The organism is Myroides oncorhynchi, assembly GCF_020905415.1.
Classification (GTDB): domain Bacteria; phylum Bacteroidota; class Bacteroidia; order Flavobacteriales; family Flavobacteriaceae; genus Flavobacterium; species Flavobacterium oncorhynchi_A.
Genome location: NZ_JAJJMP010000001.1, coordinates 2,909,832 through 2,927,805 on the forward strand (window position 1 = coordinate 2,909,832; position 17,974 = coordinate 2,927,805).

A 17,974-nucleotide genomic window follows, 5' to 3' on the forward strand; every position below is an offset into this window, starting at 1 on the left:
TTTAAAAATAAGAAAACCATGGAATTTAAATCACTTCGAAATATAGAAAACAGCTTTAAACAAATCAGGCTCTACGCTATTGTATTTGCAAGTGTTTGCCTACTAGTAGTAGCTTTTACAATCTACAAGAGTTATGATTTTGCTAAAGAACAAAGAGAGAAAATCTATGTACTTGACAAAGGTAAATCTTTAATGCTTGCCCTGTCTCAAGATGCAAGTATCAATAGACCCGTAGAAGCAAAAGAGCACATAAGGCGTTTTCACGAGCTATTCTTTACACTCTCGCCTGATAAGGCGGCTATTGAGAGTAATATGCAAAGAGCGTTTAACCTTTCTGATAAAACAGCTTTTGACTACTATAAAGATCTACTTGAAAAAGGATATTACAGCCGGGTAATTTCAGGTAATATCCAGCAAAGGGTAGAGGTGGATAGCATCAAGATAGACTTTAACGCCTATCCTTATAAAACGACTACTTACACGACTCAGTATATCATACGAGCAAGTAATATTACTAAGCGAAGCCTAGTGACAAGCGCTCAGCTTATCTCGGCTGTACGGTCTGATAATAACCCACAAGGGTTTACAATCGAAAAATTCACTGTTTTAGAAAACAAGGATATAGAAGTTATCAAACGCTAAAAAACTTAAAATGAAAAGATTCAAACTTCTAAGAGATAGTTATTCCGGTAAGCTTCACGCTTACTGGAGTAATCTAACAGTATCCAAACAGCGAGTTTGGTTAATCGGAATCTTCACGCTCTACACTCTTATTTGCCTATTTGTAGTAAAGGCAAGTTTAACCTCTAACCCTATAATAAATGCAAAACAAAAACAAAAGAGTATAAGAGCAGTGAATTATTTGCTAGAAAAGCAAAAGGATAAAACTACGTATCACCATTTAAATCAACAGTTATGAATACTACTGAAATAAATAAAAAACAAGAAATAGAAAAAGTACCTAAGACAGCCACGGTATTAAACACTATAATCACTAAATACAAAAAGCATCTTGTATTTGGGGTAATGGGATTAGTGTTTATAGGAGCGATGTATCTACTTTTTAAACCTGAAGATAAACAGCTTATCATTCAAAACGATTCTGTCCCAGAGGCAACAACAAGCGCTATGCCAACAGATAAGGTAAAGGCGTATGAAAAAGAGCTTTGGGAACAGAAAAAGCAAGAAAATGAAAACGAGGTTCACTCCCTAGCTGATTACTGGAATAATGAAACGGAACCAAATAACAGTCCTACTTATTACAACGATAATAAGGAACCTGCTTCTATGCCTTATCAAAGATCGTATGAGAACTACAAGCAAAGTCAAGATGTGCTAAGTAGTTTTTATGATAACTCTGATAATAAGGAAACAGATAAGCTGAAAAAACAAATAGAAGAGTTAGAGCAAAGATTAGAAGCTAAAGACACTCCAATGCCTATTACAATGGATAATCAGTTAGAGCTGATGGAAAAGTCTTTTCAGATGGCTGCAAAGTACTTACCAGGTGGTCCAACTCAAAATGAAGCAACTCTCTCAAGTAAAACAGAAACTACAAAAGTCATTTCAAGTAAAAAGCAAACTATTGCAGTAGTTCAAAGCACAGATAAAAACATTGTTTCATCTCTTGTAAAACCAGTTAGCTTACAAGAGTTATTACCAATAGAATTTCAACAAGATCAGTCCTTTTATACCGCTGAAGGAGAGAACCTCTCTCAAACTCGAAAAAACAGTATAAGAGCGAGTATCAAAGAGGATCAAGTTATTATAAACGAAGGCTACATTAAACTTAGACTCTTAGAAAGCATTACAATTAGTGGAGCACTCTTACCTAAAGAAAGCACCCTGATTGCTAAGGTAAAGGTAAACAGTGGAAGATTAGATATAAGCGTAAACTCTATTAAGATAGAACAGAGTATTATACCAACAGAGCTTATTGGTTATGATAATTACGGACAAAAAGGACTTGAGGTATTAGACCTTCAAGAGATAAGCGCCTCAAAAGAAATCATCGCTAATATGGGGCAGACAGCAGGAACGAGTATCTCAATGACAAAATCTGCAACAGATCAAATAACAGGAGATTTAACCAAAGGATTCATACAAGGAGTATCAGGATACTTTTCTAAGAAGGTAAAAGCTCAGAGAGTAACTCTAAAACAAGGACAGCAGCTGTTTCTTGTATCTAAAGAATAATAATTAAATAACTAAGTAAAACAAATCATTATGAAAACATTCATTAAATATATGCTACTGTGTCTAATAACAGTAAACACAGTAACAGCTCAAAACAGCAACCAATCTATTAATCTTACAAAAGCAGAGATACTACCACACCAAATTGAGCTCACCCAAAACAAGACCACTCACATCCTGTTCCCAAGTAGTATTGAATATGTGGACTTAGGCAGTAGTGAAATTATAGCCAATAAAGTTGAAACAACTTCAAACGTCCTTCGTTTAAAAACTACAAAAGAAGACATCATACCTACAAATTTTACAGTGATTATAAGCGATGGTAAATATTACAACTTCAATGTAACCTATAAAGCAGTACCAATGTCACTAAACTATGATTTAACCAAGTTTGAGAATCAAAATAACAAACAACAAAGCGAAGTGTTATTTAAAGAATTAGGTAAGACAGCTCCGAGTCTAGCTGATCTTTTTATGAAGGCCATCATCAAAAAGAACAAGAAAGAGCTAAACATCAAAAGTAAAAGTTACCAAGTAGAAGCCCACTTAAAGAGTATCTATACTCAAGATGGTAAGCTCTACTTTCATTTGTCTATCAACAACAAAAGTAATCTACCATACATAATAGACTATGTAAGTTTTAAAATCAAAGATAGAAAAACGGCAAAACGAACTACTATTCAAGAAGTAAGTTTAAAACCGATTAGAACTACTACTAATTCTCAAATGATAAATAGCCTAAGTAAACAAGACAATGTTTTTATGTTAGATCAGTTTACTCTGTCTGATAAGCAAGTACTATTAATTAAAATCAATGAAAAAAAGGGAATAAGGAATCAGGTTTTAAAAGTTAAGAGTTCGGAACTTTTAAAAGTAAGAAAAGTAAATAGTTTAAAATTGTAATTTGATAAACTTTATATAAAGCCCTTGAGAAAGGGCTTTCATGCTTAGTAGACTTATGTCATAGTAGTGCTTGATGTAAAAAAAGCTCTTACTTCAAATAGAAGAGATTCTTAGTAATAAGGTAGTTCTAAAATGTTACAAATAACATTGAAGTAATAGATAGCCTTTAAAGAAGTTTACCTAAACAGGGTCTTCTATTTTTTGGTCAAGATGGTCTTTTTTAAAGAAATACATCAAAACAAGGTGTATCTTTTAACAGATTAACTAAAGGGAAATATTTGTATTTCTGTTGTTTTGACTCGTTGTAAAATGATATTAATTATCTATATTTTTTTTATTAAATAATAATGACAAATAAAGTCTTTTTGGTTTATATGTGTTTGGTTTTTACTGTTTTTGTATGTTTTATATTAAATTGATTTAGTTTATTCAAAAGTATAATGTATTTTTATAGAAAATTAAGCTAATGAATTATGGAAGAATCTATTTTAGAAATAAGAATAGTAGATTATGTTACTTTTCTGTTTGAAGTAAAAAACGGATCACAATTAGACTATTTGGTTTATGGGCAAGGTTATTATAAAAGAAAATCAATTATAGGGTTTTCTTCTCCAAGGACAATTACGCTATTTGACATACAAAATGAATATTATTTTGAGTTTGTTCCTGATTATAAAATATATAAAATAAAGCAATTTCAGGATTTATTGTTTTCACGTTTGGATATCAATAATGTCTTAGGTGCAAGTAATTTTGATTCTGTATCTGCTGGGGTGTCTTAATTATATACAGCTAATATACAGGATAATAATGAAGAAGAAGGTTCTTCAGGCTTTTTAGATAATGTAGCAAAAGCCAATGCTATAGTTACTTTATCAGCTGCGATTGTTGAAAAAAATACGGGTTCATTTAGGTATAAGACAGCAAAAAAAGGTTTTAGCTTGAAGTACTACGGCAATGGATGGAAGGGAAATCAATATGCTAGAACATATAGATTGAGTAATATTGGAAAAATAGGAGGTATAGCTACTTTTGGGGTTAGTTTTACTCTAGATACAATTAATTTTTACAACGGAACTTTATCTGGTAAAAAATATGGTTTAAATGTTTTTATGGGAGGATTAGGATTTACAGGATTTGGGTTAGCTCCTTCTTTAACTTATGGATTAATAGAATCTCTTTACCCAGGAGGTGTTGAAGGGGCTATGATTGATAACACGGCTGCACAGGATATATATAGACAACACAATAATGGTGCAGTTATAAAACCACGATTGTAAAATGAAATTATATTATTATTTGTTCTATAAAATGTATAATTTTTGGGAACTAGTTTCTTTCCCAAAGTTTTGGAGTGATTTTAAAGCCGCAATAACCCTATTATTACTTGAAGTATGGCTTTTGTTCTCTATGTTTAATTATTATTCAATATATAATAACTACAAACTTGAGGTAAGAATAAGTTCTGTTTTTCTTGTGATTCCGCTTATATTGATTATTAGCTCTAAGGTTTATCTGTTTGTAATTGATAATAAATGGAAAAGTTATAATCTTGAGTTTAATCAAATGTCTAGAAGTAAAAATATATTATTGGGGAGTATTGTTTGGATAAGTGTTATTTTAATTACCGTAAGCTTTTTCTTATCAACATATTATGTTCATGAGCTTTTTAGTTAACTTAATAACTATCTCATTTCTTTAATAAGTAAACTATTGTATTAAAGATGATTAAAAAAATAACAAGTGTAACATACCAAAGAGAGATAGAGTAGCTTTATCTCTCTTTTTTATTCATAGTTATGAAGGTTTTGTTCAACACAATATGTAATTAATTGGATTTTGTTTTTAACCATAAATTTTTCAGAAAGCTTTTTCATATATTTTTCGACTGTTCTAGAACTTAAATTGACTTTATCTCCTATTTCTTTATTTGTTAAACCTTGACAAGCATGATTTATTATTTGTAATTCAATGGACGTGGGATTATAAATATTTTGTCGTTGTCGTGTAATATATTCATGCACATCAGCTTTGTTTTGTGTCCATTTCTTTAAATAATCTGCATAGAAATCTGTTTTTCTTTCAATTATAGATGTTAAAATTTCAAATATTACATCACTGTTCTTTTGACAATAATAGACATTGTTAATATCTTCTAAAACAAAATGTATATCTTCCTGATATACATGTGAATATGTTATTATTGGAGTCTGATTATCTCTTTGTCTTAAAATTTTTATCGCCTCAAATCCTGTCATAATTGGTGTAAATGAATCAATTATTAAAAAATTATTTTGTTTATGGTAAATTCTATTAATTAATTCTAATCCATTTGTATAATAATCATTTAGGTTAAAGTTTATTCTTTTATTTATGCAATCTATCAGTAATTCTTTAAAGTAAAAATCGGCTTCACATATTGAAATATTGGCTCTCATTTTTTTAAGTTTTTTTTTTGATTTGAATTCAGTAAAAATAGTATTAATATTGTTTTAAAATTATGTTATGTTTAAAAAATAAACTGTTTGTGATAAATCATGGGGTTAAAAAGAGTGAATAATAAGGAAATATTTAATAGTTTTTGTGTTTTTTTGACATCTTTTGTCGTATTGTTAACAGTGTCTTTTGTTGGAGTTTTCTGCTTCTATAAAAGCTCTGATTTACAGCAAGATAATATCGAAAAGGATGTTTTGGCTTATAAAGATGTTTTAAATAAACACTATGCCTTGAAGACCAAGATTGATACTGTTTATTATCATATGAACCTTCTTAGTACAGGTAAGGTTAGAAATGATGTCTTTTTAGAAAACTACATCACTAAGGATATCAGTCAGATTAAAGCTTTAATAGGACAGGACAAAGAAGATAATTTTAAGTACTATTCTGTTTTAATATCAAAACTGGATAGTTTGTTAGAGTTAAAGAATCAAATTATTCACGTTAGTGATCAAGAGAATTTGGCTTTAAGAGATTTAAACGAATGTATGAATAGATTCAAAAAAGTTCACAATGAACTAACCGAAGATCCAAGCCGTAAGTTTAATAGAAAATAGGAAGTTATGACACAGAGTACCTATCAGTCTTTATCAAAAACAGAAAGAAGATATCAGTTTTTTTATTTGGTTGCAATGCTTGTTGTTTCTTTAATTCTATTAGGAATTGTTTTTTTAAGAGGATTTAATTCTCCTTTTTCAAATCAGACAGTCTTAGAAATACAAATGTTAGAGCAAAAATATAAGTTTATCGAGCAACAAAATATTGTAGAGCCTTTACTTGAATCAACCTTTAACAAGGTTAGTATCTTAAGTTTTGAGACTCCTCAACCTTTTGTAGAAAATGATATAACCAATAGCATTAATGAGGTTGCTAATTCGTTTGCGAATGTTCCAATTTATGATCCACGTAAAGAAGCATATATTCAAATTGGTTACTTCTATAAAATGTATTTTGAGGATAAGAAAATAATTGCTAAAAAGTCTGAAAACATAAAGTTATTTCGTAAACAATTCGAAGAATGCTCAATTGGTTTTAAAGATAAAGAGCAACAATTGGTTCAAAGAAGAAATGCGCTACTAGCAAGATAATAGTTATGAGTTATATAGAGAAAAATAAAGGTAAAGTCATTTTAATAGTTGGTAGTGTTTTAGTTATTCTTTCACTTGTTATCTATTTTATTCAAAAGAAGTTTTTTTATAGTATCTCAGATTTAGATAGTAAGGTTTATCCTATGGAATTGCATGTGGGGGATACTTTGCATTTTGAAGACAATACAAACATTAGAGCAATTAAGAAGTGGGAATTTGGAGATGGTGATTTATCCTTAAATGAAAAGGGGTACCATATTTATAAACAACCTGGTTTTTATCAAGTTTCATTTACTGTGAATGATAAATATACTAAGACTTTTTCTATTCAGGTAAAGCAAAAAGTACAACGAGATTACGGAGATTTTTTCACACAAATAGAAGCCCCAACACAAGCTATGCAATATGAAAATATTGTTTTTAGAGCAGTAACAGATAAAGCCAGTATGTATAGTTGGAAATTTGGAGAGACTGGAAATATTGACGCCAAAGAACCTTTAGTTATTTATGCATATCAAGAGCCTGGTGAGTATGAGGTTTTCTTATACACAGATGATACAGCCTATCCTGTTATTCACCGCATAAAGGTGCACCCTTCATTTAAAAATATGAATGAGGAGTTAGAGGTTGAGGATGTATATAAAGCTGTAGATGATGATTTTAAGTATCATTTACAACAAATAGCAAATGGTGCTACTTTTAATCAACACTACAATTATTTGGTAAATAAATACCTATGCCAAAATGAAAATGCAAGCGTAAGTGTTAATACAAGTAAAGTTAATTCATTTTACTATTACTGCATGGGATTGAAGTTTGATAAAAATGTGGTGATCCAATCTGTTAAAGTTGGATTTGATGAGGCAGTAAATTGTGTAACAAAAGTAAATGTAGTACAATCTAAATAGAAGAAGATGAATTATAAGTTTAATAGTAAAATTATTGGTCTGGTTTTTATTGCAGCAGTGTCAATAGCAGGTTGTGGTATAAAAAAAGTACCAGTTAAAAAAACACCTTCTTCTAGTATTATCTTTAAGTATGAAGATAACCTACTTTTATCTGGCTATCCAAAATATTCAAAACCTTGGATTGTTTTTGCAGACAAAGACCAAGGGGTTGTTTACCCAACTAAAAACTTTGATCAAGCTGATAAAAAAACAAACTTTCTAGAGCCGTTTATTGTTTTGCGCAAAAAAGGTGATATGTATAAAGTTGCTAAATATGAACCAGGAAGTATTGTTGAGGATAAAATCGATAAGGAACTTTTAAAAGGTTATGGTTGGCTTCATAAAGACGATTTACTCTTATGGAATGAGTCTTTAAAAAATGAGGTAAATGGATTTAGACTCAAAGGAATTTTGGCCATAAATGATAAAGATGTTATTGAAAAAAGCCAGAAATATATTCAAAATGATTCGGTGCTGATCTATAAAGAACCAAGTTTAATTAATAAAGCAGATATACAACTGCCTATTAATGATATTGTTTATATCTACAAATTTAGCGATGATAGTAAAAAAGCATTAATTGCTGGAGCATCTATTTTGGAGGTTGATAAACCTGATAGTAAACTCTATGGATGGATTGATACTAGAATACTTTCTATCTGGGGAGAGAGAACAGGCTTTAAGATAAAACCAACAAAACAAGATAAGATTCAGTTAGGGGTAGAAAATCAAACAGGTACAATATTTAGTCCTGTGATTAACTCATCAAAAGTTATAGATATTAATGACCTTGGTCATATTAGTGCTTTGGGGTATATTAAAAAGACGAATGATTTTGAAATCAGGTATCTAGACAATGTACTTGATTATAGAGAGAATAAGGTATATAATGTTTTAGGTAGAGCGATTTATTATAATGCTTATCGTGAGATTTTAGCCAATAATAGAAAGTTAAACCTTGTGTTTGTAATTGATGGATCAAGAGAGAACTTTAGCACTTTAGCAGCTTTAAGATCTGTTGTACAAGACTTTGAATTACAAATGTCAAAACAGGATTATTTTAATCAGGTAACTTTCTCAGCAACTTACTATAACGTAGATAGAGAATATCGTAAGGAGTATGTGAGTTTGTCAAAAGATTATAACCAGCTTTCTAATGCTTTAGATAAGCGCTTTTTCTCAAATACAAAAGCAACATCTAATCTTACTTTATCTGAGTCTATAAATGATGTTAATCGTATGCTAATATCAAATTTAGAACAAACAAATTTGGTTGTAATCCTTGGTAATACATTAGAACAGAGAGATAAACAAAATCAAAGTGCTTTAATAAATAATTTGGCAAGGATAAATAGCCGAGTAATTTTCTATCAGCTTAAGGCCAATAAAAGTGACAATTACAATGATTTTGTTCTCTTAGGTGAACGAGTTATTAAAGAGTCTTCTAAAGAGGTTTCTGAAAATAAAAAACAAAAACTAGTAAATCATGACGATGTATTGCAAACCAGTGAGTTTGATCTTTCTAAAGGAGATATAGGTATTTATAGACTTGATTATCCAAAGAGTAGTATGAATCAAGGGGCAATTGTTTTTCCAAGAAAAGCAGAAGAAAATAGACCTGTATTACTTCAAAATGTTATTGAAAAAACTCTCTCTGATATTGTTTTAGATAATAAAAATATTGATAGTACACTAACAGCATTTTTTAAAAGCCCGATTGGGGTATCTCACACTAAGGTTAAATCAGATTATTTGCCATGGTATAAACAAGAGAAAACATATGTTTCTACAGATATTGCTATGCCATTGATTGATAAAGATTACTCTTTTATTGTAAAGGGAAAGCTAAAAAAACAAGAAAGCGATGATTATCAAAACATAGAATACGGTGTTTTGTTAGATGATTATGAATTAGAACAAATCAGAAATTACTATTTAAGTATTTATGCCAATGTTTTTAGAAATAATACACTCACAAACAGACGTTTAATTCGTAGATATATGTCTGTGGTTAGGGACAAGAGTTTATTGCATCAAGGGGTATCAAGAAAATTCTTGTTACAAAACTCTATGCATATAGGTTTGTTTCAAAGCACTGGATTGTATTTGCCACAAACCGATAGTTTATCGAGTTTGAACCTAAGTAAATGGAAGCGTAAAAAGATTATGAATCCTATTATGTTACAACATTACTTTAAAAGCTTTAAGGATTATGCAGATATAATTCTGGCAGATAAGGGAAATAAAGAAGTGATGTTTAATCACCATGGGGTAAGTTTTTACTGGTTGAGTTATAAGTATTTACCCGTATTGGATTATTCAAAAAGTAAACAGTATGATAATAGTTTTGATATCCTACCGGTTGAACTTGAAAAAATAAAAGCTGATCAAGAAAATAAAGATGTATTGCAAGGCAATTCTAATGAGTATATCGAAAGAGTTAAAAAAGGAATGCCTTAATGAAAAAAATCCATTGAAAATATGAGTGTATTATTATCAAATGAATCAGTTCAAGAAGTGATTCATATTGCAAAATCCATAGCTAGAGAAAATTATAATCCTAAATATTCAGCCTCACATGTGCTACAGGCTTTAATGCATAAGAATATTGATTTACATGATTTTTTATTTAGCATTGATAAAGACCCTTCTTATTTTTATGAATGGGCAGAGGTGCGTATTGAAGATTATCCTAAGTCTACACAAGTTCCTGAGGAAGTAAAACAAGATATAGAATTAAAGCAAATGTGGGACAATGCAGAAGATGTAAGAATGAAATTAGGTCTTTTAGAGCTTACTCCTTTATGCTTACTGGCAAGTATTGTAAAGCCTAATTCTGTTTTTTCCTCAGAACAATTAAAGTCTTTACCCTTACGTGAGTCTGAGATCTTTGGAGCATTTCAATCCAGAGAGAGTTTACGTGTTTTTGAAAATAAAGATATAGTTGATCCTGATTTTAAGGACTTTAATCAAGAGCCTTTAAAACTAACAGCAATTGCCAATTACTGTATAGATTTAACAAAGAAAGCTATCGATGGAGAGTTTGATAGAATTGTTGGTAGAGAAAAAGAAACTAGGACTCTTGTTGAGATCTTAGGAAGACGCTCAAAGCCTAATGTTATTTTAGTAGGAGAACCTGGAGTGGGAAAGACAGCTTTGATTGAAGGTTTTGCAAAACAGTTAAGTCTACAAGAGGTCCCGTTTTTATTAAAGAATAGTAATTTATTTCAGATTGATTTAAGTCTACTTGTAGCCGGGACTAGTTATAAGGGAGAGATAGAGGACCGATTAAAAAAGATATTAACTGAGAGTAAACAACTTGGTAAAACTATTTTGTTTATAGACGAGATTCATTGTTTACTTGATAGTAAAGCAAGTATGGGAGGTGTGGCTAATTTATTAAAACCAGATTTAGCAAGGGGAGAGATTACAGTAATTGGTACAACCACTTTTGAGGAGTATAGAAAAATAATTGAACCAGAACTAGCCTTTAATAGACGATTTGAAGTCTTAGAGGTTATGGAGCCAGATGATCAGACTTGCGTGAAAATGTTAGAAAGTGTGATTGGTAAATATGAGTCACATCATAATATAACAGTTGATCTACAAGCACTGCCTACTTGTGTTGCCTTGGCCAAAAGATATTCTAAAGACAAGAAACTACCTGATACTGCATTTGATTTATTAGATAGAACTATGGCAGCTATTGGTATGCTTGATGAATTATCTCAAGCAGAGTTGGAATCTTGGAATCTGTTTTATCAAACTAGTTTAGATAAAGACTTTGAAGATGATACTACTAAGTCTTCTGAGATGATATGGCTTTATGGTCAACTTCAAAATATGATAAGCCCTATTCTTTGGGGAATGTTAAAAGAACAACCTGAGTTAGATAGTAGTTTTTCAAGTGAAAGACTCGGTGATATCATAATTGAAATTTTTAAGGAGTTAACAGAAGCCTCAAAACAAAAAGTAAGTAGAGTATCTCATATGGAGTTAGCTGCTGTTATGGCTGCTAAAACCGGTATCCCTCTTGGTAAAATTCAAGCCAAAGAGAAGGAGAAGTTACTTAATATGGAAGAGCTTTTACAAAATAGAGTTGTGGGACAAAATCATGCTTTAAAAGTTTTGTCTGATGCCATAGTAGAGAGTAGAAGTGGACTTAATAAACCAGGGCAACCCATAGGATCTTTCTTTTTCTTAGGACCAACTGGAACCGGAAAAACAGAACTTGCAAAATCCATAGCAGAACTGTTGTTTAATGATGAAAAAGCGATGATTCGCTTTGATATGTCAGAGTTTAAAGAAGAACACTCAGCTGCACTTTTATATGGGGCACCTCCAGGGTATGTGGGATATGAAGAAGGAGGAATGTTGGTTAATAAAATAAGACAACAGCCTTATGCTGTGGTTTTATTTGATGAGATAGAAAAAGCTCATCAATCTGTTTTTGATGTATTCTTACAGATAATGGATGAGGGGAAGATTCATGATAAACTTGGAAAAGAAGGAGATTTTAGCAATGCCCTTATATTATTTACCTCAAATATTGGAAGTAAACAGATTATAGAGTCTTTTAATCAAGCAAAGATACCGTCTTCTAAAGAGCTTATGGAATTAATGACTGGAAGTTTTAGACCAGAATTTTTAGCTCGTATCACTGAGATTGTGCCTTTTGCACCAATTACTGAATTAATGGCTAGAGAGATATTCTCAATTCAATTAAAAGGACTTATTAAGGCTTTTGATAGGTTGAATATTGGTTTTGAAATTACCGATAATGCAAAAACTGAATTAGCCATTTTAGGATTTAACAGCCAATATGGAGCCAGACAGATCTCAGGGGTGATTCGTCAAGAGATAGCCAGACCGATTTCAAAGATGATTGTAAGAGAAAAATTATTACCAACACAAAAGGTTCTTGTTGATGTAAAGAACAAAAAGGTGGTTTTTCAAGTGATTTAATTCAAACCAAGTATGCAAAATACATTTTATAAATTTCCTTTCAATCCTGAACTAGCCATGAGTGAAGGGGCTAGTTTACCAACCTGTAGTTTAGCCGAGAGTATTGCTCAAAACGTGATGCTACTAGTTATTACTCGCAAAGGTGAAAATAGATTTAATCCTGATTATGGAAATGCTGTTTGGGACTTAGAGTTTGACAATGCAGTGACTTCAGTAGAGTGGGAGAGAGTCTTTGAGGAGAGTTTACTTGATCAAATCAAAAAGCATGAACCAAGAATTATCTTTCCCAAGATTCAAGTACACATGGAATATGTGGAACATAATTACGGAACTAAAGATTTTGTTGAGATAAGAAAAAAAGCCAAAATAGGTGTTAATGCTGTGCTTACTGATATAGGGGAACTTTTTACATTCTCAACCCATATCTATCTTAGCCCGATGTCGGTGGATTAAAAAAAAATATTGCTATGAAAAAGATATTAAATAATTATTCCAAAGAAGTAATCAAATCTAGAATTCTTCAAAATGCAGCTAAGCTTTGGGGGGTTAATAACCCTAATGCATTAGATCCTTTTGTGACATTACTAGTAGATGCCTTTAGTACGGAGATTTTTAAAGTAAACAATGATATAGAGGATATAAAAGCGGGTATCTTAGAAAAGATGGCGCGTTTATTAACCCCTAGTATATATACTTATCCAAGACCTTCTCATGCTATTGCAATTATAGAGGCAGAGGAGTCTAAAGAGATGCTTATTAACCATCAAGAATTCTTTACTAAAAAGCTCTTTACATCTAATGTAAAGTCAGCTTCAGATATTCAAATAGATATTCCCTTTACAGCTATTGATAACATAAATCTTTACAAGCTTAAGGTTAGTTGTATGTTAATTGGAGATACTATTTGGCAGTACGATAGATTCTACAACAGTGTACCACAGGTAAAACTAAGTAAGTCCATCAGGCATAATACTATGTTTTTAGCTATTGATTTTAGTGAATATGATTTAGAGCATACCCCTGAGCATTTAAGTCTTTATTGTGATAATCCTACTTATGAGAATTTAGAGTTTGTATATAAACTACTTCCTTTTTCTTTAATGAGTATAAAAGGAGATCTGCTAAAAGTAACAGAGGGGCTAACTTATCCTGATAAAGAGATTAAAAAGGGGTATGAAGATATCTTTGATAGTTATTCTATTGAACATAGAATCGAGGAAAATATCAAGAATATCTATTCTAGTAAGTTTATTGAACTAAGAGGCTTTAAGGATAAAATTGCTGATTTAGACCTTGGTGTTTTACCAAGTGAACTTGAGTTTTTAAAACAACAACCTCAGGCTAAACAGGTTTTAGAAAACAATAATCTTCTTTGGATTCAAATTGATTTTCCAGCTCAGTATTCTAAAGAAATTTTAGAAGGTTTCACTTTTCATTTAAATGCTTTTCCAGTATTAAATAGAGGATGGAAACAAAATAAATCTAGTTTAGATATCATGGGAAATAATATTCCATTAATCACTAGCCTTGGAGAGGAATTCTTGTATACAAGTAAAGTAGTGGATAGCCATGCCAGAGAATATAATGAGATACCTTTTTCTGAAAACAATAGTTTAAAACAAGGATTGTATACTGTTAGAAAAGGTGGAATGGAGCGTTTTAGTCAGCGCAATGCCATTGATCTTATAACCAATGTAATTGAGTTAACAAGGGATGAAGTATCTGCTTTTGGTATTGTTGAGAGAGATAAGGTAATGGAGGCATTAAAAAACATGATTTTCCAAATGAGAGCTTTAGATCAAAAAGTAAAATCTGTTGATGGTATAGTTCCAAGTGATGTGAATTATGTTATAGTAGAACCATTAACTAATACAGAATATCTAAATGCTACATATTGGATTACTCATTGTGCCCTTGCCAACAATATTAGAAAAGCCACTGAGCTTGTTCAACAAAACAAGGTCTATACCAATGTTAACAGACATATTCTACTTCTTAGCAATACTCAAGGAGGAGAACGTGAAAAAACCGGAACAGACGCTATTCAAGCTTATAAATATGCCTTAACTACAAGAGATAAGATTATTTCAAAAGAAGATATTAAAAACTATTGTAAAATGGTTTTAAAGCAACAGTGTAAAGAGGTTAATGTATCAAAGGGAACAATAGTTAGTGACAAGCCAAAAGAAGGATTTATTCGTACTGTAAATATTGAAATAGTTGTTAGTGATTATGAAGAATTAAGCAGTCAGTATTGGATTAGTTATGCCCATAGTTTGAAAAAACAAATTGTCAGTAGAGCAATTGATGGTATTGAGTATGTGGTGAGTTTTAAACCAGAGACATCTATTAAGGCTTAATGGTATGAAAGAATTTGATCAATTAAATATTAAAGACTACAATAATCTTGGTACCGATTATAAGACAGAGGTTATTGCTTATAATCTTTGGAAGTATCACAACGAGGTAGACTATGTTTTTTTAAAAAAACTAGGTAGTAATAATAGGAGCTTTCACAAAGATTTAAAAGCGATAAAAGAAGAGTATATTGATTTAAATGAAAAGATAATTAGTGTTGAGAGTTATAGAGAAGGTATCTATGATTATATGCCCGAGGGAGTTTTTCATCCGCCATCACTTAAAACAAGAGGTCAGAATATAACTGAGGTTGTTGAGCAAATAAGATATGAAAAAAGGATTGAACAAAAAGCAAGAGAGTTTTTTCAACCCTTTGAATTAGAGATATATTTTAGTCATTTAAAGGCTTTAGATCTTAGTGATGGCTTTGATGTTATTGCCCATAGAGGTGAGTTTTTAAGTATGATCGAACAGCTTTGGCCTCTTTTAAAGTCTTTGGATTTAAGGAGTGCTAAAATTTTTGCTTGTCTTCTTCCATATTTTCATTCCGCTAGAGGAAAAAAAGCATGGATAGAGAAATGTCTGAGTTCTTTTTTAAACATACCAGTAAAGGTAAGTTTTACGCCCAATAAGATTTCAGAGTTAGATGAGCTGTCCTCAGAGTTGGTATTATCTGAGATAAGATTAGGGTTGTCTAGCGTGCTTACAGGGGATCATTTTGATGGAGAAAGAAATTGGACATTTTCATTTGGACCAATTAAATATCAGGACTTGCATTTGTATTTAAAGGGGAGTCCGCTAAGACAATTATTAGATGTTATATATGATTACTGCCTACCTGTTACTGTTACAGTAAATCAGGAGTTTATAACACATAGAAACGAAAATTCATTTAAGATAGAGAATAACAACAATAGTTTATTGGGATATTCAACCTATCTATGATTAAAAAAGAAATAGTTATGGATATAGAATTAGTAAAAGCCTTTTTTTTAAAGCATTTGCTTTTACCCACTATAATAATAGTGCTTGTTTTAATAGTAGTATTTCTTAAAAAGAAATTATCATTTATAAAACCTAAAGTTGTAATACTCTACACCCTTATTAGTGGGCTTGTATTGGCTCTACCTGGTTTTTTAGGATTCTCAGGCAATAGCTTTAATCCCTATTGGTATATAATGGCAAGTATTATCTATTTTTTATTGGGTATTTTTAATGTAAACCAACTTTTAAAAAGATTTCAAAATAAGGATGCAGCTAAATGGCTAGTGATCACTTTTGAGGTAGTAATAACTCTTATTTGTATGTTATTTGGAGCGTGGTTATTTGCGTATATTTTTGATTGGTTAAGTCCATTTAAAGGATATGCTTTTATCTCGGCAACAAGCATAATAGTCTATATTATTCCTCTTCTTTTTTATTATACCTATGTTGAGTTTTTAAATATTCCTTTTAGTATTTATAAAACATGGACCTATGAAAAAAACAAACAGTCAGTTGATTTTGAAGGAATTGACTTTAATAAGTTAATGGTTATCAATATAGAACTTACAAAGAATATTACCGATGGAAATAGGTTTAGAATTAAAGCAAAAACCCTTTCCTCAGGTGTAAGTTTTGGAGATTGGTTTCACAAGGTTTTAGACGATTATAATTATAAGAATGGTACTTCTATGATTGAGCTATACAATTTAAACAGGGAATCTTATTCATGGGTATTTTATGTAAAAAAATCCATATTTCATTTTAGAAGGTACATCGATTTTGACCTTGATATCACTGAAAATAATATAAAAGAAAATGATGTAATTGTTTGTAAAAGAGTTGCTGAATTCAAACAAGAAATATAATAATTGCTATGATAAATCCAATAAAACATAATGCTGTCAACTGGGTTGATGGTATGAAGATTTCGCAGAGACACTTTGATGCACACACCAATTTTACTCTTGATAGTTTAAGAGATGTGAGTTCTTTGTATATCAATAATTTCAATTACGGATTACTACCTATTTCTGATAAGGGACAGGATAAAGGAATTTTCGAGGTTTTTAATACCCTAACAGGAGATGTTCAACTTGTGATCAAGCAGTGTAGTGCTGTAACTCCAGCTGGTTTTAGAATTGAACTTTCGAATTTTTCAACTAATTTAAAGTCCTTAACACCGCAGGCATCTGATGAGTTACAAGAACAAAAGGAAGATTACTATTTAATTATATCGGTTAATCCTTTTGATAAAATTCCTCATGGAGATGTTGATTTAGAAGAGACTCCACCTAGGCATCCATATACAAAACCAAGTTATCACATTGAGCTAATGCCTGTGTCTTCTTTTGATTCTGGCGCTGCCACTAGTGGTGGAAATTATATTATAATAGGTAAGGCAACTGTTCAGGGAAGTAGCATTCAAGCAGACACAAGCTTTATTCCTCCTTGTACAAGTGTACTGAGTCATCCACTGCTTTTAAATTATTACAACACTGTGGCTAAGACAATGGCAACACTTCAACAGTATGCTATTAAAATTATTCAAAAAAATATAAATACTAGTCAAAACACAAAGCTTGCATTTAATGTAAAACTACTTTGTCAGGCGATGGTTAATCATATAGGTAATATTTATTTCCAGTTTAGAAATGTAGTGCCTCATATGGCTCCGATATACCTTATAGAATGCTTTTCTCAATTGGCAATTCATCTTTACAATACAACTCAATCTATTTCATCATTAGAATTAGAAGAGATGTTAAATTATGTAAGTGAATGGAGTGAGGTGGCTCCACATACTTTTTTAAATCAGTTATCTGCCGTAGCAGAGATTAATTATCAACATACTGATTGTGGAGCGCACTTAAAAGAAGTACAACTTCTTTTGGTTAGTCTAGAGAAGATATTTTTAAAATTAAGTGAACTTGATTATATCGGTCAACGCAAAGAAAATATCATTGTTAATGAACTTGATGTAACTCCAGTGGCTAAAACTAATCGCGGTTGGAGTGTACTGGATTAAAAATAAAAGAG

Annotated in this window: 17 protein-coding genes; 16 read left to right on the top strand and 1 reads right to left on the bottom strand. The window is 31.1% G+C overall.

The window, feature by feature from the left end; all coding sequences use genetic code 11:
* Nucleotides 1-18: 18 nt before the first annotated feature.
* The 6 genes from traK to LNQ81_RS12730 all read left to right on the top strand — a co-directional run bounded on the left by traK (nt 19) and on the right by LNQ81_RS12730 (nt 4,379).
* Nucleotides 19-642 carry a conjugative transposon protein TraK gene (gene traK, locus LNQ81_RS12705; RefSeq protein WP_229947271.1) on the top strand — a complete coding sequence of 208 codons (624 nt, stop codon included), beginning with the start codon at nt 19-21 and terminating at the stop codon, nt 640-642.
* A 10-nt stretch (nt 643-652) separates the two neighbouring features.
* Nucleotides 653-919 (top strand): hypothetical protein, encoded by a 267-nt coding sequence (locus LNQ81_RS12710; protein ID WP_229947273.1) that lies wholly within the window; start codon nt 653-655, stop codon nt 917-919.
* On the top strand, nt 916-2,196 hold the full coding sequence (gene traM / locus LNQ81_RS12715) for a conjugative transposon protein TraM (RefSeq protein ID WP_229947276.1): 1,281 nt from the start codon (nt 916-918) through the stop codon (nt 2,194-2,196). Before LNQ81_RS12710 ends, traM begins: the two co-directional genes overlap by 4 nt.
* Nucleotides 2,197-2,226: 30 nt before the next feature.
* Nucleotides 2,227-3,099 (top strand): conjugative transposon protein TraN, encoded by an 873-nt coding sequence (gene traN, locus LNQ81_RS12720; protein ID WP_229947278.1) that lies wholly within the window; start codon nt 2,227-2,229, stop codon nt 3,097-3,099.
* Between the two features lie 473 nt (nt 3,100-3,572).
* Nucleotides 3,573-3,881, top strand: coding sequence for a hypothetical protein (locus LNQ81_RS12725; RefSeq protein ID WP_229947280.1), 309 nt, complete (start codon nt 3,573-3,575; stop codon nt 3,879-3,881).
* Between the two features lie 159 nt (nt 3,882-4,040).
* Complete coding sequence (locus tag LNQ81_RS12730; RefSeq protein WP_229947282.1) at nt 4,041-4,379, top strand: hypothetical protein; 339 nt, start codon at nt 4,041-4,043, stop codon at nt 4,377-4,379.
* Nucleotides 4,380-4,886: 507 nt separating this feature from the next.
* Here the strand turns inward: LNQ81_RS12730 and LNQ81_RS12735 are convergent.
* Complete coding sequence (locus tag LNQ81_RS12735; protein WP_229947285.1) at nt 4,887-5,537, bottom strand: response regulator transcription factor; 651 nt, start codon at nt 5,535-5,537, stop codon at nt 4,887-4,889.
* Between the two features lie 99 nt (nt 5,538-5,636).
* On the opposite strand from LNQ81_RS12735, the gene LNQ81_RS12740 reads away from it, so the two are divergent.
* The 10 genes from LNQ81_RS12740 to LNQ81_RS12785 are packed head-to-tail and all read left to right on the top strand — an operon-like array spanning nt 5,637 to nt 17,963.
* Nucleotides 5,637-6,152: a type VI secretion system transmembrane protein TssO gene (locus LNQ81_RS12740; protein ID WP_229947287.1), complete on the top strand. Its 516-nt coding sequence runs from the start codon at nt 5,637-5,639 to the stop codon at nt 6,150-6,152.
* A 6-nt stretch (nt 6,153-6,158) separates the two neighbouring features.
* Nucleotides 6,159-6,683: a type VI secretion system transmembrane protein TssO gene (locus LNQ81_RS12745; protein ID WP_229947295.1), complete on the top strand. Its 525-nt coding sequence runs from the start codon at nt 6,159-6,161 to the stop codon at nt 6,681-6,683.
* A gap of 5 nt (nt 6,684-6,688) precedes the next feature.
* Entirely contained in the window at nt 6,689-7,591 is a 903-nt protein-coding gene (locus LNQ81_RS12750; protein WP_229947297.1) for a PKD domain-containing protein, read from the top strand.
* Between the two features lie 6 nt (nt 7,592-7,597).
* Nucleotides 7,598-10,090: a type VI secretion system protein TssR domain-containing protein gene (tssR, locus tag LNQ81_RS12755; protein ID WP_229947299.1), complete on the top strand. Its 2,493-nt coding sequence runs from the start codon at nt 7,598-7,600 to the stop codon at nt 10,088-10,090.
* Nucleotides 10,091-10,111: 21 nt separating this feature from the next.
* The gene (locus LNQ81_RS12760) at nt 10,112-12,595 is read left to right on the top strand and encodes an ATP-dependent Clp protease ATP-binding subunit (protein ID WP_229947300.1); all 2,484 of its coding nucleotides are present in this window, start codon (nt 10,112-10,114) and stop codon (nt 12,593-12,595) included.
* Nucleotides 12,596-12,607: 12 nt separating this feature from the next.
* Complete coding sequence (locus LNQ81_RS12765; protein ID WP_229947303.1) at nt 12,608-13,048, top strand: GPW/gp25 family protein; 441 nt, start codon at nt 12,608-12,610, stop codon at nt 13,046-13,048.
* Between the two features lie 14 nt (nt 13,049-13,062).
* A complete protein-coding gene (locus LNQ81_RS12770; RefSeq protein ID WP_229947304.1) occupies nt 13,063-14,955 on the top strand; it encodes a type VI secretion system baseplate subunit TssF in 1,893 nt (630 codons plus the stop codon).
* 4 nt (nt 14,956-14,959) lie between these two features.
* Nucleotides 14,960-15,898: a hypothetical protein gene (locus tag LNQ81_RS12775; protein ID WP_229947306.1), complete on the top strand. Its 939-nt coding sequence runs from the start codon at nt 14,960-14,962 to the stop codon at nt 15,896-15,898.
* Between the two features lie 17 nt (nt 15,899-15,915).
* Nucleotides 15,916-16,803 carry a TssN family type VI secretion system protein gene (locus LNQ81_RS12780; RefSeq protein WP_229947308.1) on the top strand — a complete coding sequence of 296 codons (888 nt, stop codon included), beginning with the start codon at nt 15,916-15,918 and terminating at the stop codon, nt 16,801-16,803.
* 8 nt (nt 16,804-16,811) lie between these two features.
* On the top strand, nt 16,812-17,963 hold the full coding sequence (locus LNQ81_RS12785; RefSeq protein ID WP_229947313.1) for a hypothetical protein: 1,152 nt from the start codon (nt 16,812-16,814) through the stop codon (nt 17,961-17,963).
* Nucleotides 17,964-17,974: the final 11 nt, after the last annotated feature.